The following is a 23,700-nucleotide window of genomic DNA, read 5'->3' as shown; positions in this document are numbered from 1 at the left end:
GTCAACGTGACGTGCGCGCACAGGCCGGGTTTGTTGGCCCGGCCTGCACGCGCACATGGGACAGTAATCAGAGAATCGGCGTGCCGCCGGTGACGGCGATCCGCGCGCCGGAGATATAGCTGGCTTCGTCCGAGGCCAGCATCACGAACACAGGGGCCACTTCCTTCGGCTGACCCGGGCGCTTCATCGGTGTTTCGTCACCGAAGCTTGCCACTTCGTCCGCCGGCATGGTCGACGGGATCAGCGGGGTCCAGATCGGGCCCGGCGCGACCGAGTTGACGCGAATGCCCTTGTCCGCCAGCAGCTGCGACAGGCCGCCCGTGAAGTTGGCGATCGCGCCCTTGGTGGTGGCGTAGGCCAGCAGCGTTGGCTTGGGCTTGTCCGAGTTGATCGACGTCGTGTTGATGATCGACGAGCCACGTGGCATGTGCTTCACTGCAGCTTTGCAGAGATGGAACATAGCGGTGATATTCACCTGGAACGTGTAGTCCCATTCGTCGTCCGGGATGTCTTCGATGGCCTCATGGCTCATCTGGAAGGCGGCATTGTTGACCAGCACGTCGATGCGGCCGAATTCGTTCACGGCGCGCTCGATGACCGCGCGGCAATGCGCCGGATCGGCCAGGTCACCCGGCACCAGGATCGCGCGACGACCGGCTTCTTCGACCAGGCGCGCCGTTTCCTTGGCGTCGTCGTGTTCATTCAGGTACGAAATCAGGACGTCGGCGCCTTCGCGCGCGTACGCCAGCGCCACGGCGCGGCCGATGCCGCTGTCGCCGCCGGTAATCACCGTGGCCTTGTCCTGCAGGCGACCGGAGCCGCGATATGAGGTTTCGCCGTGATCGGCTTTGGGGTGCAGGGCGGCTTCGCTGCCCGGTGGTGTTTGTTGTTGGGATGGCATGGTCATCGGTGGATCCTTTCAGAATTCAGGGCTGAGGGGGAGCCGACTTGAGCTGACTGTATTGAGAGCTGACTCGAGAGCAGACTGCATGAGACGTCAGCGTGACAGTGTCAGCCGCGACGGTCGGTTAGGTGACACACCCAGGGACGACCATGTTTCAGTAGCAACCACGATAGGCCGCAACCGGGTTTTCGGGTAGGCTTATGCTATTGACAAGGCCATACCAGGAGACCCGCATGTCCACAGCCTACGCAACCCACCAGCCCGAGCGCGCCGAGATCGATTCGGCGTCCGGCATTCTCGTCCTCGACTTCGGCACCGACTGGTGCGGCTATTGCCGCGCGGCTGCGCCGGCCATTGCCCAGGCTGTCGCCGGGCAACCAGCTGCCAGGCACGTCAAGGTCGAGGATGGGCCCGGCCGGCCGCTGGGCCGGTCGTTTCGCGTCAAGCTGTGGCCGACGGTGGTGGTGCTCAAGGATGGCCAGGAAGTTGCGCGCGTGGTGCGTCCGGCCGATGCCGATACCGTGACTGAAGCGCTGGCGCAGGCGGCTGCATGAGCGTCGTCACGGCCAACAAGCCCCGTACCGTCCTGTTTGCCAGCCTGATCGGCACGACGATCGAGTTCTACGATTTCTATATCTACGCGACGGCCGCCGTGCTGGTGTTTCCGCGGCTGTTCTTCCCGACGGCCGATCCGGGCGCCGCGATGCTGCAGTCGCTGGCGACATTCGCCATCGCCTTCTTTGCGCGCCCGGTGGGCTCGGCCGTGTTTGGCCACTTCGGTGACCGCGTGGGCCGCAAGGCGACCCTGGTTGCGGCGCTGCTGACGATGGGCCTGTCGACCATCCTGATCGGCCTCTTGCCCACCTATGCCCAGATCGGCGTGGCTGCGCCCCTGCTGCTGGCACTGTGCCGCTTCGGCCAGGGCCTTGGTCTGGGTGGCGAATGGGGCGGGGCGGTCCTGCTTGCCACCGAGAACGCGCCGCCCGGCAAGCGCGCCTGGTACGGCATGTTTCCCCAGCTGGGCGCGCCGATCGGCTTCTTCCTGTCGGGCGGCGTGTTCCTGCTGCTGGGCGAAGTGATGACCGATGCCGACTTCTTTGCCTGGGGCTGGCGCATTCCTTTCCTGGCCAGCGCTGTGCTGGTGGGCGTGGGCCTGTACATTCGCCTGAAAATCACCGAGACGCCGGACTTCCAGAAGGTGTTGGACAGCAAGGCGCGGGTCAAGGTGCCGGTCGTGACCGTCATGCGCGACCATCGCCGCGCGCTGGTGCTCGGCACGTTCATTGCGCTGGCCACCTTCGTCATCTTCTATCTGATGACGGTCTTTGCGCTGAGCTGGGGAACCGCGCAGCTCGGTTACACGCGCCAGCAATTCCTGTTGCTGCAATTGTTCGCGGTGCTGTTCTTTGCGCTGACCATCCCGCTGTCGGCGCTGCTGGCCGACCGGCGCGGGCGGCGCACCGCGATGATGCTGGTCAGCGGCGCGATCGCTCTCTTCGGCCTGCTGTACGGGCCGCTGTTCGGGGCGGGTGGCGCGTGGTCGGTCGGCGCCTTCATGGTGCTGGGCATGTGCCTGGTCGGCTTTACCTACGGGCCACTGGGCACGCTGCTGGCCGAGCTGTTCCCGGCCGAAGTGCGCTATACCGGCGCGTCGCTCACCTTCAACTTCGCCAGCATCCTGGGCGCGTCGGTCGCGCCGTATATCGCGCTGTGGCTGGGCACGAATTACGGGCTCGAGTATGTCGGTTATTACCTGAGCGGCGCGGCGCTGATCAGTCTGCTGGCGCTGATTCTTGCGCGTAGCCTGATACCGCACACGGCCAGGGCGTGAACGAACGCCGCTTCGGCGCGCTGACGGGACGTGCGCCGCAGGCATCCGACGCGGCGTTCCTGGCGGCGCTGTATCTTGCGACGCGGCCCGACCTGGGTGCGTTACCGGTGCCGCGCAGCGTGATCGAGGGCATCGCGCGGCACCAGCAGCAACTGCAGGTCGACGAGTACGCGCAGCGCTATCCCGCTGCCGAGACGTGGCTGCTGACCGATGGCAGAGAGGCGCTGGGACGGGTGGTGCTGGACTGGACGAGCGACACGCTGCGCGTGGTCGACCTGGCAGTGGCGCCCCACGCCCGCCGCCAGGGTGTCGCGCGCACGGTGCTGGGGGCGTTGCAGGACGCCTGCCTGGGTCAGCGCACGATGACGCTGCGTGTGCGCTGTGAGAATACCGCCGCACGCGCGCTGTACGCGGCCTGCGGCTTTGCCGTCGTGCGGGACGACGGCGCGACGCTGGAGCTGGCCTGGCGCTGAATGTCGAGAACGTCTAGAACGAATAGACCATCGTCAGCGAGGTCTGGGTATCCGTGTTCTTCTTGTCTTCAGGTACGCTGCTGTCGTTGCGGACGCTGAAGCCCGCCTTCATCTGCATGCTGCCGTTGATCTTGGTCGACAGGGATGTCTCGGCCACCGAATGGGTATTGGACGTACCTTTCTCGACGGCGAGCGTCTGCGAAAAGTACGCTGACGGGCTGACCTGCCAGCGGAACTGCGCCGCGCCGCGCACGGTCAGGCCGTCTTCTTCTTCGTCCGTCTCGCGCTTGCCATTGAAGTAGCCCGGACCAATTTCCACGTCGAGCGTCTTGTCCGGCGCCGTGTACCAGCGCGAACCGTAACCGACCGACAGCGACGAATAGCGCACGTAGGCGCCGAACTTGTCGTTCACATGCGAGCCGAGGATGAACGCGCGGCGCCCGTCGCCCAGCAGCTTGAAGGAGGCCTTGGCCGACGTCGCCCAGCGCTCGGCCGAGCGCGTTCGCTGCAGCTCACCTTCTTCGTTCTCGTACTCGTCTTCCTTGAAGTAGCCGCTGGCAATGAATTCATGGCTCCAGTCCGACGTTTCGTGGCGGGCGTCGATCTTGCCCGTCACCGATGTACCGCTCGTGTTGCCGGACGTGTTGATCGCGCCGAGCTCGGCCGAGGTGAACCAGCCACCATCGGGAATGGTCGGCATCATGACTTTGAGCGGCGCATGGACGTCGCCCACCTGAGGAAGATCGGGGGCCGCATTGGCCGCGCCGTGGACGCTGACAACGAGCAGCGCCAGGATCGGGGATAGTTTCATCAGCATCCGTTGAGAAGCATGGGCCGCACTGCACCAGACCTGCGCAGGGCAACCGGCCCATCGTTCGTGAATCGTTCATGAATCATGCGCGGCAAACAGGTTGCCGCGAGTTGGCCGATATTGTAACGCATAGGCTGCGCGATGCGGCGTGCAAGGCACCCGGATCGCGCCGCGTACTGGGAATCACGTCCCGACGTAGGCGATCTTGAACGCGAACAGTGCGGCGATCACCCAGACGACCGGTTTTACCTCGCGCGCGCGGCCCGTCAGCAGCTTGAGCACGGCGTAGCTGATGAAGCCGAACGCAATGCCTTCGGCGATCGAGTACGTGAATGGCATGCCCAGCGCGGTGACGGCCGCCGGGATGCTTTCGGTGGTGTCGCTCCAGTCGACTTCGCCCAGGTCGGCCAGCATCAGGCAGGCGACGAACAGCAGCGCCGGCGCGGTCGCGTAGGGCGGCACGACCGACGCCAGCGGCGCGATGAACAGGCAGGCGAGGAACAGCACCGCGACGGTCAGCGCCGTCAGGCCCGTACGGCCACCGACCTGCACGCCGGCTGCGCTTTCGATGTACGCGGTCGTGCTCGACGTGCCCAGCACGCTGCCGGCGACGATGGCGCCGCTGTCGACCAGCAGCGCCTTGTTCAGGCGCTCCATCTTGCCTTCGACCAGAAGGCCCGCGCGGCGCGCCACGCCCATCAGGGTGCCCGTCGCATCGAACAGCTCGACCAGAAAGAACACCAGCACGACATTGAGGATGCCAGCCGCCAGCGCGCCCGGGATATCCAGCGCGAACAGCGTCGGCGAGATGGGTGGTGGCAGCGAGAACACGCCCTGGTAAGTATTGCCACCGAAGAAAAAGCTGAGCACGGTCACCATCACGATGCCGATCAGGATCGCGCCGCGCACCCGCAGCCGGTCCAGCGCAACGATGACGAAAAAGCCCAGCACGGCCATCAACGCTGCCGGCTGGTGCAGGTCGCCCGCCTTGACGAGCGTGGCGTCGCTGGCGACGACGATGCCGGCATTCTTGAGAGCGATCAGGGCCAGGAACATGCCCAGCCCCACCGTGATGCCGACCCGCATCGAGCGTGGGATGCCGTCGACGATCATCGCCCGCAGCCCGACCATCGTGATAAGGATGAACAGGCACCCGGAGATGAACACGGCGCCCAGCGCCGCCTGCCACGGGATGCCCATGCCGAGCACGACGGCGTAGGCGAAGTAGGCGTTCAGGCCCATGCCGGGCGCCATGGCAATCGGGTAGTTGGCGTACAGGCCCATCAGGGCGGTGCCGCCGGCGGCGATCAGACAGGTTGCGACGAACACGGACGCCTTCGGCATGCCGGCGTCGCCCAGAATCGATGGATTGACAAAAATGATGTAGACCATCGTCAGGAACGTGGTCAGGCCCGCCATGAGTTCGGTGCGGACGGTGGTGTTATTGGCGCTGAGTTGGAAGAAACGGTCGAGCATGGTGATCCTGCAGATTACGGTAGGGCGAAGCATAGCATTGCGCGTCGGCGCAGCGGCGATGGATGGCAACTGTCAGGGTCCATGCCGGGGGTGTTACCATGCGGGCACGATCATTCTTTCACCTTCATCCCCTATTTCAGACATGCCAAAAAACAAGCGTCCGGTGCCCCGCACCTCGAACAACACACGCGAACCGGACACCAATGCCCAGGCCCAGGAAATGGCCGATCTGGCGCTCGAGATCGCCGAGCGCGAAGACCTGGAAACGGGTGAGCCCGACACCGTGCGCCGCGACCAGCTCGTGCTGGCCGTACGCAAGGCCGTGCGCAAGAAGCGCGACGAAGTCCTGTACGAGGCGATTGAACTGGCCCGCTACACCGATCCGCTGGCCTGCCGCGTGCTGCGCGGGTGTATCGAAGAAGAAGCAGCGACGCTGCGCGTGGGGCGCGAAGGCGGCCCTGAACACGAGATCGACGCCTTCATGGTGCCGCTGTTCGTGCGCAGCGAGGGCGGCTTGGTGGCGCAGGAATTGTTCCAGGACGAAGCGGCGTTCGAGGCGCTCGTGGCCAGCTTCCAGGATGGCGGCCTCGACAGCCCGGATGCGCGCGTGATCCTGCTCCAGCACGCGTTCGATCTGGGCGAGATCGACCATATTGCCTATGGCACGCTGCACGAGATGCTGCGCGAAGCAGCCGCCTCGCTGACGGAAAAGAAACTGCAGCCGGCCCCGACCATCGCAGCGAGCATGCGCGGCTGGACCGGCGAGCCGGTCGCGCCCGACGAAACGGCGCTCGAGCTGCGTTTCCTGCTCGGCTTTTCGTTCAAGCGCAGCGACGATGCGTTCTACCGGATTCCAAAGGACGAGGCCGGCAGCGATGCCTATTTCACGGCCCGCATGGATCGCTATCGTGACTGGACCGTGGCGGCGGCGCCATTGGTCGCGCGCTGCCTGGCGGCCGACCCTGCACGGCTCGACCTGAACTTTTTATACCAGGACCTGTTCTACGGCGCCAAGGAGCAGGGCGTGGCCGAGCTGGCAACGCTTGGCGTGCTGGCCGACATCAAGGGCCTGCTGCAGGCCAAGGACCTGGCGCCGGACGCCGTGCATGCGGCCGTCGCGCCGATCGATATGGGCGAACATATCCTGCTGCGCGCGAACCTGTATGCGCTGGATGGTGGCCAGCCGTGGGGCAGCGTCGAGAAGCCGGTCGACCTGGCCGCCGATCTGGTGCTTGAAGTCGATGAACTGTGCGACGCGCTGCTGTCGCTTGGTCTGGAAGGTGTGTCGATCGCCGTGGGCTTCAGCGACGATGGCCATGCTGAGGGCGCCGAGCCGTATCACCCGGGTTGAGCGTCGCCGCCCCGGGCGGCGCGCCGTCTGGCGCACCCGGACAGCTTGACGGTACTGGAATTGCCGACCCGTGGTGCGGCGCAACCTGCTTTTATCCCCCGATTCTACGGCGTGAATTTTGGTGAGTTTCGTCAAGTTTTTCACTTGTATTCGTAGTGGAACTTCTTGTCGCGCTGTAGGACGCCACTGACAGGAGATCATGTCAAAAACCGCTTCTCCCTATGAGGCGCGACAAGAACCATCAACAGTCCTGTTACATTTCCTGAAATATTGCTATGCACAAATCAAAAAATTAAGAAAATTGCATGTTACGATCCACTCGTCCGGCCAGGTTCCCGCGCGCAAGCAGCGGTGGTCCCGAGTAGAGAGAGAAGAACCGTCCGGCTGCACAATTACCAACAACTATAGCGCCACCAAGGCGAAAGGAAAATTCACATGCCGACCCTCATCGTGTTCTGCCATCTCCGCTGGGATTTCGTGTTTCAACGCCCCCAGCACCTGATGACACGTCTGGCTCAACACTACAAGATTCTCTTCGTCGAAGAGCCGATGCACACGGACGGCGAAGCGCGCCTGGAAAAGATGGAAGTTGCCGACAACATCACCGTCTGCCGTCCGCATACGCCGATTCATCAGTGGGGTTTCCACGATGACCAGTTGCCAACGCTGCAAAACCTGCTGGCCGACCTGGTGCCTGCCGGCGAAGAGCCAATCGTCTGGTTCTACACCCCGATGGCGCTGCCGCTGCTGCAAGGCCTGAAGCCATCGAAGGTGATCTACGACTGCATGGACGAACTGGCGATGTTCAAGAACGCGCCGAAGCAGCTGCTGCAGCGCGAAAGCGCCTTGCTCAATATCGCCGACGTGGTATTCACTGGCGGCCCGAGCCTGTACCAGTCCAAGCGCGACCGCCACGCCAACGCGCACTGCTTCTCGAGCAGCGTCGACGCCGGCCACTTCCGCCAGGCACAGGATGCCGCGATTTCACATCCTGACCAGAACCATATCGCCCATCCGCGCCTTGGCTTCTATGGCGTGATCGACGAGCGCTTCGACGTCGACCTGGTCTCGAGCATGGCCGATGCGCATCCGGAATGGCAAATCGTCCTGGTTGGTCCGGTCGTCAAGATTGATCCGGCAACGCTGCCAAAGCAGGCCAATGTGCACTACATGGGTCAGCGCACCTACAACGAGCTGCCACAATTCCTGGCCGGCTGGGATGTGTGCCTGCTGCCATTCGCGATCAACGACTCGACCAAGTTCATCAGCCCAACCAAGGTGCTGGAATACATGGCAGCTGAATTGCCATCGGTGTCCACGCCAATCACCGACGTCAAGGTGCCATACGGTGATGTGGTCGAGATCGCCGAATCGCACGCTGACTTCATCGCAGCCTGCGAGCGCCAGCTGGCGCTGACGCCCGAAGCCCGTGCAACGATGGCAGCGCGCATGCGTGAGGTCGTGGCCGGCACGTCGTGGGATCTGACCGCGCGCAGCATGCATGAGCTGATCGACAGCGCCGTGCGCAGCAACAAGGTCGAGCGCTTCTTCGCCAGCAACCAGGAAGCCGTGCCAAGCACGCCAGATCTGGTCGCGGTTGCCCAAGCGCGTTAAGCCAGTAGCAAGAGGAAATGAAAAGGCCGGTGTCGCAGGACACCGGCCTTTTTTATGTGGACATTGGGTATCTGCTACGTCATCTGCCGTAGCACGTCCTCGATGGCTTCCACGGTTGCCGGCTTCGTCAGGTGCGCATCGAAACCGGCCTGTGCAGTGCGTTCGCGGTCGGCTGCGCCGCCCCAGCCGGTCAGTGCCACCAGGCGCACGGCGGCGTAGCGGGCATCGGCGCGGATCGCGGTGGCGACTTCGTAGCCGGACATGCCCGGCATTCCCAGATCCAGAAACACGACATCCGGCATCAGCACTGGCAGCATCCGCAGCGCCTGATGGCCATCGTTGGCGACCGGCGCGCTGTGGCCCAGCATCGACAGCAGTGCGGCCAGGGTTTCGGCCGCGTCACGGTTATCGTCGACCACCAGCACGCTGCTGGGCGACACTGCACCGGCCGGGGCCGCCTGGGTTGCCGGCGGCGCTGTACCAACAGGCTCGCTGCCAAGGGGCAGGCGCACCGTGAAACGGCTGCCCGCATTCGTGCCGGCGCTGTCGGCGCGCACGCTGCCGCCATGCAGTTCGACCAGGCTGCGCACGAGCGACAAGCCGATGCCGAGGCCGCCGGAACCCGGCTGCTGCGCCTGCCCAACCTGCGTGAACATCCGGAACACTGCTTCCAGCGCCTCGGGTGCGATCCCAATGCCGTTGTCGGTCACGGTAATGATGGCCTCGTCGCCTTCGCGTTCGGCGCGCAGCGCGATGCGCCCGCCCTTGGGCGTGTAGCGCGCCGCGTTGTTCAGCAGATTGCTGATGACCTGGGTCAGGCGTGTGGGATCGGCCAGCAGCGGCAGGGGCAGGGCGGGCAGATGGAGATCGAAGCTGTGCCGCGCCGCCTGCAGCAGCGGCATGCTCGTCTCGATGGCTGCGTTCACGACCGTGGCCAGGTCGACCGGTTCGCAGCGCAGCTCGACCTGGCCGCGCTGGATGCGGGCGACGTCGAGCAGATCGTCGACCAGCAGCACCAGATGGTCAAGCTGGCGACCCATGATCTCGTGCACGCGGCTGACCGCAGCGGCGTCGCCCGGCGCGCGCCGGATGAATTGCAGCCCGCTGCGGATCGGCGCCAGCGGGTTACGCAGCTCGTGCGCCAGCGTGGCCAGAAATTCGGTCTTGAGCCGGTTGGCTTCGGACAGGTCGGCTGCCATCTGGCGCAGCGCGGCGTCCGAGCGGCGCCGTTCGGTCACATCGGTAAACAGCACCACGAGGCGGTGCGTGAGCGGTCCGCCCAGGCGCGTGGCGTACACGTCGTACCAGCGCGACAGGCCCTTTGCCTCGTTCTCGAAGCGCACGGGCTCGCCCGTGGTGGCGACCCGCCCGTAGATGTCGAACCAGTGCTGTTCGTGACCTGGCACCATGTCACGCATGGTCTTGCCAACCGCGTCGACAAGGCCCGTGTGCTTGATGAAGGCTGGATTGGTTTCAATGAAGCGAAAGTCGCATGGCGCGCCGTTGGCATCGAACAGGACGTCGATCACGCACAGGCCTTCGTCAATCGAGTTGAATACCGTACGGTAGCGTTCTTCACTCGCGTGCAGTTGCTGCTCCGCCTCGAGCTGGCGGGTAGCGTCGATGATAACGCCGCGCACAGTTGTGGGCAGTCCGTCGCCGTCGGTGTCGACATGGCCGCGTGCCATCACCCAGCGCCAGCCACCGCCCGGCAGCCGGATCCGGTAGGTGGCGCCATAGGCGCTGCGCGTTGCAATCGCGGCGCCGATCTCGGCGCTCGTGGATTCGACATCGTCGGGATGGATGGCGGCCAGGTAGCGCTCCAGCGGGGCGCTGCTGCGTTCGTGGCGGGGCACACCGAACAGATCGGCGACCCGCTCGTCAGCATCGACGCAATCGGCTTGAATATCCCACGACCAGATACCCAGTTCGGCAGCTTCAATGATGCGCGCGAGGCGCCGGCTGGTATCGTCGAGCGCCGCTTCGGCGCGCCGGCGCTCGATCTGCGTGTCGAAGGCAGCGGTGTAGAAGCGCGCCTTGGCGCGCAGGATCGTCGGTGAAAGCGGCTCGGTGAGCACGGCAATCACGCCGGCGTCATACAGCGCCTCGTGCGACATCGGCAGAGGCAGCGGCAAGCCCATCGCGACGATGGGGGTCAGGCTCGAGCGCGCATTGCTGCGCACGGCTGCCACGACGGCAAGCATGCCGTCGGGGTCATCCGCATAGCCAACCAGCACCAGGGCGAAATCGCGGTCCTGTACCTGCGTCAGGCCGTCCTGGAGGGAGGTTGCATGCACGACTGCTCTGCCGAGTTCGCGCGCGACTTCCGACACGACCGGATTGACGGTGGGGTGCGTGCAGACGAACAGGATGCAACTACTAATGAGACTGTCGGGGCAGTCGTTCGGATCGTTCAACATGCGCCTGGCTTGCGAGTGTGTTTACTCTGACAATCTAATGCGCTGATGAGCAAGTGTCAATGACAGACTTGCCCGCAAACAAGACGGCTGGCGCCACTGGCGCCGGCCGCGCCATCACGGTATTACGGTTTTTCGGGCACCTGCTGCGATGGTACCGGTGCTTTCAGTGCCTCTGGCAGGGAATCGGCGATGCCGTTACCCGGCGCCTGGCCGATGCGCCGCGCTTCGTCGGAGTGCTGGTCGAGACTGACTTCCTCGGCGACGTCGAAGCGGCCGTCCTCGAAACCTTCTTCGCCCGGCAGCAGGTTTTCGGAGCGTTGTTCCTGGCCACCGGCCGGCACCGGCGCGTCTGGCTTGCGGTCTGCTTGTTCTTGATCGGTCATGATAATCTCCAACGTTGGTTTGATATGCGCCAATTATGTCGCAGCGACCGGGGGCAGGGCGCACGTCAACACCGACTGCGTCATACTGCGCGGACGGTGCGTAGCCCACCGGTGCGGATGCGCTACGAGAATTTTATGCTCGGGAAATTGTCGCTCAGCTAGAATGCCCGCTGTTTCCCTCACTGTATCGTCATCATGTTCCGATTGTCTTTTGCCAGTATTGCCGCCCGGCTTGCATTCGCCGGCGCGCTGCTGGCTTCCGCCGCCGCCCAGGCCGCGAGTTGCCCTGTCCATTACCTCGACGGCCGTCCGCCGGAAATCCAGAACCAGAAGCTGGCCGTGTCCACGCGCGAGCTGTGCTATGGCGTGTTTGGCGTCGTGCATTCGGGCGTGACCCGCACGCCATTGTGGTCCGCCGAATATGTGCGCGCCGATAATCTCAAACGGGCGCAGGGGCTCGACCGGGACGATAAATTCCACGCCGAGTCGCGCCTGCCGCGCGGCCAGCGCGCCGAGTTGGCCGATTACGCCCGCAGCGGTTTCGACCGCGGCCACCTGGCGCCAAACGCCAACATGCCCGACCGCCGCACGCAGCGTGAGAGTTTTTCGCTGGCCAATATGGTCCCGCAGGACCGCGACCATAACCGCAAGATCTGGGCACCGATCGAAGGCGCCGTGCGCACGATGGCGAAGAAAGAAGGCGAGCTGTACGTGATCACGGGGCCGGCATTTCTGGGCACGAGCCTGAAAAAAGTCGGCAACGTGATCGTGCCGACCCATTTGTACAAGGTGGTGTACAGCCCGCGTCAACGCCTGGGCGCCGCCTGGCTGACCGAAAATCGGGCCGATGCCCCGATCAACGTCGTGCCCGTGGCGGAGCTTGAGCGGATCGTCGGCATCGAACTGCTGCCGTCGCTGAGCACGAAGCAAAAGGAGCGCATGCTGCGCCTGCCGACGGTCAAGCCATCCAAAAAACGTTCATAACACGGAGGATCCATGAGCAAGAAAAAACCCGTCAGCTTTGTCCCGTTTGCCAATGAAGCCGATGTCATCGGTATCGGCGACCTGACGCTGGAAAACCGGCTCGACCGCATCACGATTGCGGGCGACGTCGACCTGACTGCGGACGTCGCCGGCCTGGCGCACGCCCGCCGCCTGCACGCCGTGCTGGGCGAGATCGTCGCCGCACTGGAAGTGCGCGCGTCGGCTGGCGAATTGCCAGAGCAATTGCCGCCGCCTGAAGTCAAGACGATCGACAATCCATTCGCCTGAGAGGCAGGTCGAGACGAGGGCGGATACATGGGTCGGGCGGAACTAAATTTCCGCTCGTCAATGGTGTGCGAGTTCCACCGAGAATAGAGTAATGTTGACAACATAGCGCGAACGAAAGAGGCGGCGTCGCCGCCCGCGCAAGACCTACTATTTCGGAGGAACGTCCATGCAACATACCCTCGTCGCGGTGTTCGATAACCGCACTGATGCACAAAACGCCATGAACGAATTGCTGTCGTCGGGCTTTACCCGCACCGATGTGCGACTGTCGACCGCCGATGCAGACACGATTGTTCAGAGCGATAGCCTGAACGCATCGTCCGACCTCGACACGACCCGCAGCGCCGACGGCGACACGGGCATCACGGCCAGCATCAAGAATTTCTTCGGCGACCTGTTCGGTTCGGATAACGCTGAACACGCCAACCGCTACGAAGGCGCCGTCAACCGCGGTAGCCATGTGCTGACGCTGGTCGCCAATTCGCTGCCGGAAGTCGAGCGCGGCGCCGACATCGTCGAACGCTACGGCCCGACCGACATCGACGAAACCTCGAGCGGCACGCCGGATCTGGCATCGACCGGCTTCAGCAGCGGCGCAATGCACGCTGGCAGCACGATCGGCATGCAGCAGGCATCGTCGATGTCGGCACAATCGAGCTCGACCCCGTCCTCGACCTCGACTCCAACCTCGACTGGCGCCGGCTCGGTGCAAGCCGCGGCGATCCCGTCTTTGGACAATCCAGGCGACCGTCAGCTGTTCCAGCACCAGGAATCGCTGGGCACGTCCGATCTGACCAACTCGACGCACCAGGAATCACTGGGCCAGAGCGGCCTGACCGCCACCGGCGGCACGTCGCTGCAAGGTTCGACCCTGCGTGACACGGCGATCCAGGGTTCGGCACTGGACGGTTCGATCCGCCAGGGTTCGACGGCGGTTGACCGCGGTGACTCGCTGCAGCGTGATACGACAATGAGCAAGACCAGCAACGTCGGCACCACCGGCACCAAGTTCACCGACAAGCAGCGTAACGGCGTGCGCATCTTCTCGCGCGGCCAGTCCGATGCTGCACTGGGCACGGCAACCGGTTTTGAATCGGGTTCGGGCAGCAGCGCCATGGGTTCCCTGAGCGGCGACGACAGCTATTACCGCAATCATTTCGACACCACCTACGGCGCGAGCGGCGCATCGTACGACGAGTACGCGCCAGCCTACAGCTACGGTAGCGAAGCTGCCCGCAGCGGCCGTTACACCAACGGCGCCTGGGACGATATCGAAGCCGACCTGCGCAACGACTGGGACAGCCGTTATGCCACCGGTGGCGAGCCATCGACTTGGGAAAAGATGAAGGCCGCCGTACGTCATGGCTGGGAACGCATGACCGGTGACAACGACGACGACCAGTACCGCAGCCACTATGACAGCACCTACGCGTCGACCGGCGAAAAGTACGACGATCTGAAGCCGGCCTACTCGTACGGCACCGAAATGCGCCGCAACGAGCTGTACCGTAACCGTCCATGGGACGATGTCGAAACCGACCTGCGTACGGGCTGGGACAACCGCATCGACGGCACCCGCGATTTCAGCACCACCGGCAGCGACAGCAGCGAGCCATCGGCCTGGGACCGCGTCAAGAACGCCGTGCGTCACGGCTGGGACAAGATGACCGACGACAATGACGACGACATCTACTACCGCAACCACTGGAATTCGGTCTACGGCAGCACCGGCGGCGCCTACGACGAATTCCGTCCGGCCTACAACTACGGTACCGAGATGGCGCGCGAAGAAAAGTACCGTAACCGTCCATGGACCGAAGTCGAAGCCGATCTGCGCAGCGATTGGGACAACCGTTATCCGGGCGAGCAGTCGACCTGGGACAAGATGAAGTCGGCAGTGCGTCACGGCTGGGAACGCATGATGCGTTAAGCCTGTCGAGTAACTGACAGAAGTAAAAACGGCGCCTGTTGGCGCCGTTTTTTTTGTTTCATTCGCGGTATTCCGAAGGGTTGGCGTAGGGTGGACGGGTTTCCCGTCCACGCGTTCAGCCGACGCCGCAGGTTGAAAGCGTGGACAGCACGCTGTCAGGCCGCCTCAGTCATCGGCAGGCTGATCCGGTTACGCCCCAGGTGCTTGGCCCGGTACAAGGCCGCATCGGCAATCGCGACCAGCTGGTTCGCATGGTTGTCCGGCCCGGCGATGGCCGTGGCCGCGCCGATCGACACGGTGACGTGGCCGGCGGCAAAGCGGCACGGCAGCTGCAGTTGCTCTACCCGGCTGCGAATGCGTTCGGCCACGATGGCCGCGCCCTTGAGCGACTGGTTCGGCAGCACCACGGCGAATTCTTCGCCGCCGTAGCGCGCCACCAGGTCATTGGCCCGCATCTCGCTGGCCACGGCGCGCGCAACGCGCTTCAGGCATTCGTCGCCGCCCAGGTGGCCATGGGCATCGTTATAGGCTTTGAAGTTGTCGACGTCGACCATCAGCAGCGAGAGCGGCTGCACCTGGCGCAGCGCCCGCGCCCATTCCGCTTGCAGCGTGTCATCGAAGCAGCGCCGGTTGGCCAGGCCCGTCAGGCCGTCGCGGGTCGCCAGTTGCTCCAGTGCCGCCTGGGCCATTTTTTCATCGGTCAGGTCGCGCAGGGTCTCGACCACCGCCGACAGCTGGCCATTGGCGCCGAAGATCGGACTGGCGTCCGCCGCCAGGTAGCGCCGGCGGCCGGCGCGCGGCATGTCGCACCAGCTCTCGATGGACAGCCCCGGCGTGGCGCGCCCGGCATCGCCCTGGGCGGCGAGCGCCTCGCCTGCCTGTGCGGGATCGCCACCGGTACGCAGGACGAGATCGGCGAGCGTGGGCCGCTGGACGTCATAGAAGCTGCGCCAGTGGTCGCCCGTGCCCAGCACTTCGGGCGCCGGCACGCCGGTCAGCTGCTCACAGGCACGGTTCCAGATCGTCACGCGTGCATGGGTATCGAGCACGAAGACCGGTACCGACAGGCTTTCCATCAACTGACCGACGAAGGCGACGTCCTGGAGCAGGGCTGTCGGGTATGACGCGCTGCTGCTTGTGTTGATCATGAGCAGTCCTCTGCGAGTGGTAGCGCTTCGGTTTGCGGCAACCGGGTGGCTGCCGTCAGGAACCGATTCTGCTACTTGCATCAACACATGCTATTGATCTTGAGCAAGGAGGTTTCAGCGTTGTGTTTAACGTACACGGTTGTGCGGTCGCACGCTGGTCACGCAACCACGGCCATTTCCGCAGCAGGTGCAGCGGCAGAAGTCCTGACCGGCAGCGACAAGGACCAGCGCCCGGTACCCTCAGAGGCGGTGGCAACGACGCGCAGCACGCCGCCCATGGCGCGTATCTGCTCGATCAGCTCGGCCGGCAGGGAAGCGACTTCGCCCGGGGCGCTGGCGCAGCCATCGATTTCCAGGCCCAGCGAGCTGGCATTTTCCAGCAGGCGCACGTGCAGTTCGCCGTCCTGGACACGCGCAGCCGTGGCCAGGACATCCTGCAGTACACGAAAGACCGCCAGCCGCGCGGCGCGATCCTGGCTGGCGTGCGAGCTGGGATCGATGCCGGCCTCGAAGCGGTAGTGCATGCCGTACAGGTGCGCGTGCTCGGCCAGGCAGCGCTCCAGCGCATGGCGCAGGCCGTCGCCCGCACCGAAGCCGCGCAAGCCGCTGGCCACGGCGCGCACGGCGCCGATCGCACCGTCGATATGGGCGATGGCGCTGTCCAGGCGGCTGGCCAGGGCTGGCGCCTGGGCCGTGGTGGCGCTGTCATGCAGATTCGAGAGGTCGGTGCGCAGCGTCAGCAGGCGCCGGCCCAGCTCGCTCTGCAGTTCGCGCGCAATCCGCGTGCGTTCGCTGTCGCGGACATCTTCGTTCTGGCGCACCAGGCGATACACGACGTCGTGGTTGTCCGCCAATGCCTGCTCGGACTGCGCGCGCGACGCACGTTCGGCCGCCAGCTGACCGTGCAGGGCGCGGACGCGCTCTTCCAGGCCGACGCCGCGGCGCAGGCTCAGGCATGCCAGTACCAGCGCCGCCATCGTCACCAGAATGCACGCCAGCAGTTCCGGCGCGGCGCTGCGTAGTAGCATCGGCACCATGACATAGGCGTCACTGGCGCTGGCGCTGCTGGCGACGAAGGGCAAGGTCATCAGCAAAAAGTTCGGTTTGTTCATGATTGCCCTCGTGAAGGTGTCGGAAGTTTCCGTAAGAACTTACCGCTCCGCTCATGTAGGAATATTGTTCAGTCTCAAACTTGACGTTTCCGACACGCTCTCAGCGGTCCACGACATCCGCTGCGCCGGCGAATGCGCCGCGCTATAATGGAAGGTTGACGAGAGGCTTAACGTGACTTACAGCATTAAAGAGATCTTCTACACCTTGCAGGGAGAGGGCGCCCACGCTGGCCGGCCGGCCGTATTCTGCCGCTTTTCCGGCTGCAATCTGTGGACCGGCCGCGAGCAGGACCGCGCCACATCGATCTGCCAGTTCTGCGATACCGATTTCGTCGGCACCGATGGTGAGCGCGGCGGCAAATTCAAGGAAGCGGCGCTGCTCGCCGCCGAGATCGACGGCCTGTGGCCGGCTACCTATCCGGCCAGCAAATATGTCGTGTTCACAGGTGGCGAACCGCTGCTGCAGCTCGACCGCGCCCTGATCGACGCCATGCATGAGCGCGGCTTCACCATCGCCATTGAAACGAATGGCACGCTGCCAGTGCCGGAAGGCGTCGACTGGATCTGTGTCAGCCCCAAGATGGGCTCGACGCTGGTCGTGGAAAAAGGCAGCGAGATCAAGGTGGTCATCCCGCAAATCGGGCAAGACCTGGCGGCGTACGAGCGGCTCGACTTCGAGCACTTCTTCGTGCAGGCGATGGATGGGCCGCTTGCGGCGCAGAATATCCGCCTGGCCATCGAGACGTGCCGTGCCAATCCGAAATGGAAGCTGAGCCTGCAGACCCACAAGCTGCTCCAAATTCCCTGATTTATCCACTCCATTATCACTCCATTACCTAGTAAAGCAGCAATGTTGACCATTACCCGCAAGCTTGAATTCGATGCCGGACACCGGATTCCCGACCACAAGAGCCAGTGCCGCAACCTGCACGGGCATCGTTACACCCTTGAAATTACGCTGACCGGCGAAGTCATCGACGCTGACGGAAATTCCGACAACGGGATGATCATGGATTTCTCCGACGTCAAGGCACTGGCCAAGCAGCACCTGGTCGACGTGTGGGACCATGCCTTCATCGTGTACGAAAAGGATGACAAGGTGCTGGACTTCCTGTCGTCGCTGCCGGATCACAAGACCGTCGTGATTGACCGCATCCCCACCGTGGAAAACCTGGCACAAGTGGCGTTCACGATCCTCAAGACCGTGTTCATCGACCGTTTCGGCACGGGCCTGCGCCTGCACAAGCTCGTGCTGCACGAAACCCCGAACTGCTGGGCCGAGATCACCGATGCCTGATGTGTCGTCCGCAGTCGTGCATGACGATGCTGCGGATGCGGCGCACGCGCGTTTCATGGCCCTGGCCCTGGAACAGGCGCAACTAGCGTGGGATCGTGGCGAAGTGCCGGTCGGCGCCGTCGTGGTCAAGGACGGTGAAGTCATCGCGACAGGTTTCAACCAGCCGATCAGCGGGCACGATCCCACGGCGCATGCGGAAATCGTGGCGCTGCGCGCCGCCGCCGACAAGCTGGGCAACTACCGGCTGCCCGGCTGCGAGCTGTACGTGACGCTCGAGCCCTGCATCATGTGCTCGGGCGCGATGATGCATGCGCGCCTGGCGCGTGTCATCTATGCGGCGACGGACCCGAAGACCGGCGCCTGCGGCTCGGTCGTGAACCTGTTCGGCGAGCCATCGCTGAATCACCATACCGACGTGGTGGGTGGCGTGCTGGCGGATCAGGCGAGCAGCCTGCTGCGCGCATTTTTTGCCGAGCGGCGTGCATTGGCGAAAAAAGCCAGCGCAGTCTGACGTGGGTGAGTCGGCTGGCGCTGCCGGCCGACCTTGATCGGCACCGGTGGGCGCGGTAAGATGTTTCCAGACTCCACCTACCGTCTTCTCGCCACCCGTGATCACTTCCCGTCTCGGTATCGCCATCGTGGCGCCCGCCGGCTGCACCAACGATCCGCTCGCCGTCGAGCGTGCCATCGCACGCTTTGAAGCGCTGGGCTGCCTGGTCCGCAATTACTACGATCACAGCTGCACCCACCAGCGCTTCGGCGGCACCGACGATGCCCGCCTCGCGCAACTGCATGCGGCGGTGCGAGACCCCGACATCCATCTGATCATCGCGCTGCGCGGGGGCTACGGCATCAGCCGCCTGCTGCCGGCCATCGATTTCGACGCGATTGTCGCCAGCGGCAAGATCATTGTCGGCTTTTCCGATGTCACGGCGCTGCACATGGGCCTGATGGCCAGGACAGGCGCGCTCAGCTACGCCGGGCCGATGGTGGCCGGTGACTTCGGCGCCGAAGAGCCGGTGCCGTTCACGCTGGACGATTTCTGGGTCTGTCTGGCTGGCCCGACGCACACGATCCGCGAGACCGTCAGCGGCAACCCGCAGCTGGATGTGCGCGGGACGGTCTGGGGCGGCAATCTTGCGATGATCGGCTCGCTCATCGGCACGCCGTATTTTCCGCAGATCGACGGCGGCATCCTGTGGCTCGAGGACATCAGCGAACATCCGTACCGTGTCGAGAGACTGCTGCTGCAATTGATGCAGGCGGGTGTGCTCGAACGCCAGCAAGCGGTGGTGCTGGGCGATTTTTCCGGCTACCGCCTGGGGCCGCTCGACAATGGTTATGACTTTGATGCCATGCTCGACTATGTGCGTCGCACGTTGCCCGTGCCTGTGCTGACGGGGCTGAGTTTTGGCCATATTCCACGGCGCGTCACGATCCCGTTTGGCGCGCAAGGGCGCCTGCAGTCGGACGTTGACGGTTTCAGCCTGCTGCTGTCGGACTACCCGACCGTGCGCTGCACCTAAGCGCGCGTCAGCCAACGGCGCCCGCCAATCCAGCCCATTCGCCCTGCAGGGCATGCGATGGTAAAATAGCCGGTTAATCAAATACGCTTTTTGGGGTCATACAGTGCTATCCACAGCCAACATCACGATGCAATTCGGCGCCAAGCCGCTCTTCGAGAACATTTCCGTGCGCTTCGGCGACGGCAACCGCTACGGCCTGATCGGCGCCAACGGCTGCGGCAAGTCGACGTTCATGAAAATCCTGGGCGGCGACCTCGAGCCGTCCGCCGGTAACGTCAGCCTGGATCCGGGCGAGCGCCTGGGCAAGCTGCGCCAGGACCAGTTCGCCTACGAAGACACGCGCGTGCTCGACGTCGTCATGATGGGCCACACCGAGCTGTGGAATGCGATCGCCGAACGCGATGCGATCTACGCGAACCTCGAAGCCACGGACGACGACTACATGAAAGCCGCCGAGCTCGAAGGCAAGGTCGCCGAATACGACGGCTACTCGGCTGAAGCGCGCGCCGGCGAACTGCTGCTGGGCCTGGGCATCGGCACCGAGCTGCACCAGGGTCCGATGAGCGCCGTGGCGCCGGGCTGGAAGCTGCGCGTGCTGCTGGCGCAGGCGCTGTTCTCGAATCCTGACATCCTGCTGCTCGACGAGCCGACCAACAATCTGGACATCAACACGATCCGCTGGCTGGAAGACATGCTCAACGAGCGTAACTCCACGATGATCATCATTTCCCACGATCGCCACTTCCTGAACCAGGTCTGCACGCACGTGGCCGATATGGATTACGGCACGCTGAAGGTGTATCCGGGTAACTACGACGAATACATGCTGGCCTCGACCCAGGCACGCAACCAGCAGCTGTCGAACAACGCCAAGGCCAAAGAGAAGGTCGCGGAACTGCAGGACTTCGTGCGCCGCTTCTCGGCCAACAAGTCCAAGGCGCGCCAGGCCACGTCGCGCGCCAAGCAGATCGACAAGATCAAGATCGAAGAGTTCAAACCATCCTCGCGCGCCTATCCGTTCGTGCGCTTCGAAGGCGAGAAAAAGCTGCACCGCCTGGCGGTGGAAGCCGAGAACATCTCGAAAGCCTACGACCGTCAACTGTTCAAGAATTTCTCGATCATGGTCGAGGCCGGCGAGCGCATCGCGATCATCGGCGCCAACGGCGCCGGCAAGACCACGCTGCTGCGCACGATTGGCGGCGAGCTGTGCGGCCTGCAGCCGGATGGAGGCCGCGTCAAGTGGGCCGAGAACGCGAATCCCGGCTACATGCCGCAGGATCCGACCGAAGAGTTCGCAGTGGGCGACAACCTGACCGACTGGATGGGTCAGTGGACGCAAGAGGGTGACGACGATCAGGCCGTGCGCTCGATCCTGGGTCGCCTGCTGTTTGGCGGCGACGAAGTCAAGAAGTCGGTCAATGTGCTGTCCGGTGGTGAGAAGGGCCGCATGATGTACGGCAAGCTGATGCTGGGCCGTCACAATGTGCTGCTGCTGGACGAGCCGACCAACCACATGGACATGGAGTCGATCGAGTCGCTCAACATCGCGCTGGATAAATATGCCGGCACCCTGATCTTCGTCTCGCACGACCGCGAGTTTGTGTCGTCGCTGGCCACGCGCGTGCTGGAAATCCGTGAAAACGAGATCGTCGACTTCCGTGGCAACTACGAGGAATACCTGGCGAGCCAGGGCATCGACGCGTAATGTAGTACTGGCAGGGGCGCCGTGTTCGACGCGCCCCCTGCCAAGGAGACCGAGAAGAGTATGGACACCGTACCGATCAAGACGTATGAATATGACCGGCCCCAGGCCGGTCTGGCCTGCACCGCCGAGGCCTGGGCACGCATCCCCAGCGCGCCCGAACTGGCCGAACGCAACGCGCTCAAGGACAATATCCGGCGCCTGCTGAAAGAAAAAGGCGCGGTCCTTGTCGCCCACTACTATGTGGACGCCGACCTGCAGGACCTGGCCGAAGAAACGGGCGGCTGCGTGTCCGACTCGCTCGAGATGGCGCGCTTCGGCCGTGACCACGCCGCGCAAACGCTCGTCGTGGCCGGTGTGCGCTTCATGGGCGAGACGGCCAAGATCCTCAGCCCCGAAAAAACCATCCTGATGCCTGACCTCGACGCGACCTGTTCGCTCGACCTCGGCTGCCCGGCCGACGAGTTCGCAGCGTTCTGCGACCAGCATCCTGACCGCACTGTCGTCGTCTACGCCAACACCAGCGCCGCAGTCAAAGCGCGCGCCGACTGGATGGTGACGTCGTCCATTGGCCTGGACATCGTGGCCGAGCTGCACGCGCAGGGCAAGAAAATCCTGTGGGCGCCCGACCGCCACCTGGGCTCGTACATCCAGACCAAGACCGGCGCCGACATGCTGCTGTGGCAGGGTTCGTGCCTCGTGCACGACGAGTTCAAGGGCATCGAACTCGACCTGCTCAAGGCCGAGTACCCGCTGGCCAAGGTGCTCGTGCACCCCGAGTCGCCGGCGAACGTCGTGGCGCAGGCCGACGTGGTCGGCTCGACCACGCAGCTGATCAACGCTGCGCAGACGCTGGAAGCCACCCACTTCATCGTCGCCACCGACAACGGTATCCTGCACAAAATGAAGATGGCCGCGCCCGGCAAGACCTTCATCGAAGCACCGACCGCCGGCAACAGCGCGACTTGCAAGAGCTGCGCGCATTGCCCGTGGATGGCGATGAACGGTCTGCGCAATCTGGCCGAGGTGCTCGAATCGGGCGCCAATCAAGTGCATGTCGACCCTGCCGTCGGCCTGCAAGCCAAACGCGCCATCGACCGCATGCTCGATTTTGCGGCGGCCAAGCGCGCCAAGGCGCTGCCAACCGGCGCGCTCGAACAGAATGCCCCCATGTTTTCCGGAGTCGGCCCCGCATGACCAGTCTGCACAATCCCCACGCCCAGTTTGACGACAAGCTGCAGGCGGCATTTGAACAAAATATCCTGGCCGCGCTACTGGAAGACATCGGCAGCGGTGACCTGACCGGCAAACTCGTGCCCGACGACACCCGCGTTACGGCGCGCGTCATCGTGCGCGAGGCGGCCGTGCTGTGTGGCGCGCCATGGTTCGAGGGCGTCATGCTCGCGGTCGACCAGGACACCGACATCGCGTGGCAGTTTGCCGAAGGCGACCTGATGCCGGCCAACAGCACCGTCTGTACCATCACGGCGAACCCGCGCGCGCTGCTCACGGCCGAGCGCGCCGCGCTGAATTTTTTGCAACTGCTGTCGGGCGTGGCCACTGCCACCCGGCGCTACGTCAACGTCATCGCGGGCACGAACGCAGCGATTCTCGATACGCGCAAGACGTTGCCGGGCCTGCGCCAGGCGCAGAAGTACGCGGTGCGGGTCGGTGGTGGCAAGAACCAGCGCATGGCGCTGTATGACGGCATCCTGATCAAGGAAAATCACATTGCTACTGCCGGGGGCGTCACGCCCGCGCTGACGGCGGCCGCCAGCCTGAACGCTGGCGCGCCGGTGCAGATCGAAGTCGAAACCATCGTCCAGTTGGAAGAAGCGCTGGCGGCCGGCGTCAAGTCGGTATTGCTCGATAACTTCGACCTGGCCATGATGCGCGAGGCGGTGCAGGTCAATGCCGGCCGCGCGCTGCTGGAAGCCTCGGGCGGCATCAATCTGGACACCGTGCGCGCGATTGCCGAAACGGGCGTGGACCGCATTTCCATCGGCAGCCTGACCAAGGACGTGCACGCCACCGATTACTCGCTGCGCATCGTCTGATCGCACCGCTCAACTCTCAGACCACACTATGTCGATCACCACCAAACTGAAACGTTCGCTCGTGTTCCGCCTGTTCTGGCTCGGCTTCGGCCTGCTGCTGGGCGTGCCCCAGTTGATGGACGGGATTCTCTACAATATGAAGGGCGAACTGTTCTTCGGCATCGGCATGCTGCTGGTCGGTATTCGCGGTTTCCTGCGCCCGGTCGTGTTGAGCCGTGCGATGGCGATGCAACGTGACGCTGCGGCGTCGGATGCATCGATCGGTTCGCCCGTGTTGCATGGCGTGCTGTCGATCGCGATGGCGGCGGCGTTGATCACTGGTTTGGTGATCAAGTTCAGCAACAATTAAGCCGTAGGGTGGACGGATTCTCCGTCCACGCGTTCAACGATCCT

At 64.0% G+C, this 23,700-nt stretch carries 23 protein-coding genes; 16 read left to right on the top strand and 7 right to left on the bottom strand.

The features are described from left to right. Positions 1 to 67 precede the first annotated feature (67 nt). A complete protein-coding gene (locus ACZ0AJ_RS08530) occupies positions 68 to 907 on the bottom strand; it encodes a glucose 1-dehydrogenase (protein WP_499453876.1) in 840 nt (279 codons plus the stop codon). 230 nt (positions 908 to 1,137) lie between these two features. On the opposite strand from ACZ0AJ_RS08530, the gene ACZ0AJ_RS08525 reads away from it, so the two are divergent. The 3 genes from ACZ0AJ_RS08525 to ACZ0AJ_RS08515 are packed head-to-tail and all read left to right on the top strand — an operon-like array spanning position 1,138 to position 3,208. Beyond that, a complete protein-coding gene (locus tag ACZ0AJ_RS08525) occupies positions 1,138 to 1,458 on the top strand; it encodes a thioredoxin family protein (RefSeq protein ID WP_499453875.1) in 321 nt (106 codons plus the stop codon). Beyond that, on the top strand, positions 1,455 to 2,735 hold the full coding sequence (locus tag ACZ0AJ_RS08520; protein WP_499453873.1) for an MFS transporter: 1,281 nt from the start codon (positions 1,455 to 1,457) through the stop codon (positions 2,733 to 2,735). Before ACZ0AJ_RS08525 ends, ACZ0AJ_RS08520 begins: the two co-directional genes overlap by 4 nt. Then, entirely contained in the window at positions 2,732 to 3,208 is a 477-nt protein-coding gene (locus ACZ0AJ_RS08515; protein ID WP_499453872.1) for a GNAT family N-acetyltransferase, read from the top strand. Before ACZ0AJ_RS08520 ends, ACZ0AJ_RS08515 begins: the two co-directional genes overlap by 4 nt. Positions 3,209 to 3,221: 13 nt before the next feature. Here ACZ0AJ_RS08515 and ACZ0AJ_RS08510 read toward each other — a convergent pair whose 3' ends face one another. Both ACZ0AJ_RS08510 and ACZ0AJ_RS08505 read right to left on the bottom strand, forming a co-directional pair. Then, positions 3,222 to 4,025, bottom strand: a complete 804-nt coding sequence (locus tag ACZ0AJ_RS08510) for a DUF481 domain-containing protein (RefSeq protein WP_258834212.1) — start codon at positions 4,023 to 4,025, stop codon at positions 3,222 to 3,224. A 177-nt stretch (positions 4,026 to 4,202) separates the two neighbouring features. Then, on the bottom strand, positions 4,203 to 5,495 hold the full coding sequence (locus ACZ0AJ_RS08505; RefSeq protein ID WP_499453870.1) for an NCS2 family permease: 1,293 nt from the start codon (positions 5,493 to 5,495) through the stop codon (positions 4,203 to 4,205). 142 nt (positions 5,496 to 5,637) lie between these two features. Between ACZ0AJ_RS08505 and ACZ0AJ_RS08500 the strand changes: the two genes are divergently transcribed. Next, positions 5,638 to 6,846, top strand: coding sequence for a hypothetical protein (locus ACZ0AJ_RS08500; RefSeq protein ID WP_499453868.1), 1,209 nt, complete (start codon positions 5,638 to 5,640; stop codon positions 6,844 to 6,846). A 435-nt stretch (positions 6,847 to 7,281) separates the two neighbouring features. Further along, positions 7,282 to 8,460, top strand: coding sequence for a glycosyltransferase (locus ACZ0AJ_RS08495; protein ID WP_499453867.1), 1,179 nt, complete (start codon positions 7,282 to 7,284; stop codon positions 8,458 to 8,460). 74 nt (positions 8,461 to 8,534) lie between these two features. Here ACZ0AJ_RS08495 and ACZ0AJ_RS08490 read toward each other — a convergent pair whose 3' ends face one another. Further along, a complete protein-coding gene (locus ACZ0AJ_RS08490; RefSeq protein ID WP_499453866.1) occupies positions 8,535 to 10,880 on the bottom strand; it encodes an ATP-binding protein in 2,346 nt (781 codons plus the stop codon). A gap of 122 nt (positions 10,881 to 11,002) precedes the next feature. Then, entirely contained in the window at positions 11,003 to 11,263 is a 261-nt protein-coding gene (locus ACZ0AJ_RS08485; RefSeq protein ID WP_499453864.1) for a hypothetical protein, read from the bottom strand. Positions 11,264 to 11,458: 195 nt separating this feature from the next. Between ACZ0AJ_RS08485 and ACZ0AJ_RS08480 the strand changes: the two genes are divergently transcribed. The 3 genes from ACZ0AJ_RS08480 to ACZ0AJ_RS08470 all read left to right on the top strand — a co-directional run bounded on the left by ACZ0AJ_RS08480 (position 11,459) and on the right by ACZ0AJ_RS08470 (position 14,465). After that, complete coding sequence (locus ACZ0AJ_RS08480; RefSeq protein ID WP_258834206.1) at positions 11,459 to 12,247, top strand: DNA/RNA non-specific endonuclease; 789 nt, start codon at positions 11,459 to 11,461, stop codon at positions 12,245 to 12,247. Between the two features lie 12 nt (positions 12,248 to 12,259). Then, entirely contained in the window at positions 12,260 to 12,535 is a 276-nt protein-coding gene (locus tag ACZ0AJ_RS08475) for a hypothetical protein (protein ID WP_499453862.1), read from the top strand. Between the two features lie 166 nt (positions 12,536 to 12,701). After that, a complete protein-coding gene (locus ACZ0AJ_RS08470) occupies positions 12,702 to 14,465 on the top strand; it encodes a hypothetical protein (RefSeq protein WP_499453861.1) in 1,764 nt (587 codons plus the stop codon). Between the two features lie 155 nt (positions 14,466 to 14,620). Here ACZ0AJ_RS08470 and ACZ0AJ_RS08465 read toward each other — a convergent pair whose 3' ends face one another. Both ACZ0AJ_RS08465 and ACZ0AJ_RS08460 read right to left on the bottom strand, forming a co-directional pair. Further along, positions 14,621 to 15,541: a GGDEF domain-containing protein gene (locus ACZ0AJ_RS08465; RefSeq protein ID WP_499456761.1), complete on the bottom strand. Its 921-nt coding sequence runs from the start codon at positions 15,539 to 15,541 to the stop codon at positions 14,621 to 14,623. 230 nt (positions 15,542 to 15,771) lie between these two features. Further along, positions 15,772 to 16,725: a sensor histidine kinase gene (locus ACZ0AJ_RS08460; protein WP_499453859.1), complete on the bottom strand. Its 954-nt coding sequence runs from the start codon at positions 16,723 to 16,725 to the stop codon at positions 15,772 to 15,774. A gap of 172 nt (positions 16,726 to 16,897) precedes the next feature. On the opposite strand from ACZ0AJ_RS08460, the gene queE reads away from it, so the two are divergent. The 8 genes from queE (at position 16,898) to ACZ0AJ_RS08420 (ending at position 23,656) form a co-directional block, all read left to right on the top strand. Next, a complete protein-coding gene (queE, locus tag ACZ0AJ_RS08455) occupies positions 16,898 to 17,533 on the top strand; it encodes a 7-carboxy-7-deazaguanine synthase (protein ID WP_183552421.1) in 636 nt (211 codons plus the stop codon). 42 nt (positions 17,534 to 17,575) lie between these two features. Then, entirely contained in the window at positions 17,576 to 18,022 is a 447-nt protein-coding gene (gene queD, locus ACZ0AJ_RS08450; RefSeq protein ID WP_183552419.1) for a 6-carboxytetrahydropterin synthase QueD, read from the top strand. Then, on the top strand, positions 18,015 to 18,533 hold the full coding sequence (gene tadA / locus ACZ0AJ_RS08445; RefSeq protein WP_499453857.1) for a tRNA adenosine(34) deaminase TadA: 519 nt from the start codon (positions 18,015 to 18,017) through the stop codon (positions 18,531 to 18,533). The genes queD and tadA overlap by 8 nt, the downstream gene beginning before the upstream one ends. 97 nt (positions 18,534 to 18,630) lie before the next feature. After that, on the top strand, positions 18,631 to 19,548 hold the full coding sequence (ldcA, locus tag ACZ0AJ_RS08440) for a muramoyltetrapeptide carboxypeptidase (protein WP_499453856.1): 918 nt from the start codon (positions 18,631 to 18,633) through the stop codon (positions 19,546 to 19,548). Positions 19,549 to 19,651: 103 nt separating this feature from the next. After that, entirely contained in the window at positions 19,652 to 21,253 is a 1,602-nt protein-coding gene (locus ACZ0AJ_RS08435; RefSeq protein WP_183552413.1) for an ABC-F family ATPase, read from the top strand. A 60-nt stretch (positions 21,254 to 21,313) separates the two neighbouring features. Then, positions 21,314 to 22,447, top strand: a complete 1,134-nt coding sequence (gene nadA, locus ACZ0AJ_RS08430; RefSeq protein ID WP_499453854.1) for a quinolinate synthase NadA — start codon at positions 21,314 to 21,316, stop codon at positions 22,445 to 22,447. Continuing rightward, complete coding sequence (gene nadC / locus ACZ0AJ_RS08425; protein WP_499453853.1) at positions 22,444 to 23,307, top strand: carboxylating nicotinate-nucleotide diphosphorylase; 864 nt, start codon at positions 22,444 to 22,446, stop codon at positions 23,305 to 23,307. The genes nadA and nadC overlap by 4 nt, the downstream gene beginning before the upstream one ends. A gap of 28 nt (positions 23,308 to 23,335) precedes the next feature. Next, complete coding sequence (locus ACZ0AJ_RS08420) at positions 23,336 to 23,656, top strand: hypothetical protein (protein WP_183552409.1); 321 nt, start codon at positions 23,336 to 23,338, stop codon at positions 23,654 to 23,656. The last annotated feature ends 44 nt before the right edge of the window (positions 23,657 to 23,700 follow it).

The sequence above is a fragment of the Telluria sp. AC161 genome (genome assembly GCF_979258535.1).
The sequence above is the reverse complement of the archived record's forward strand: the minus strand, read 5'-3'. Positions and strand labels throughout refer to the sequence as shown.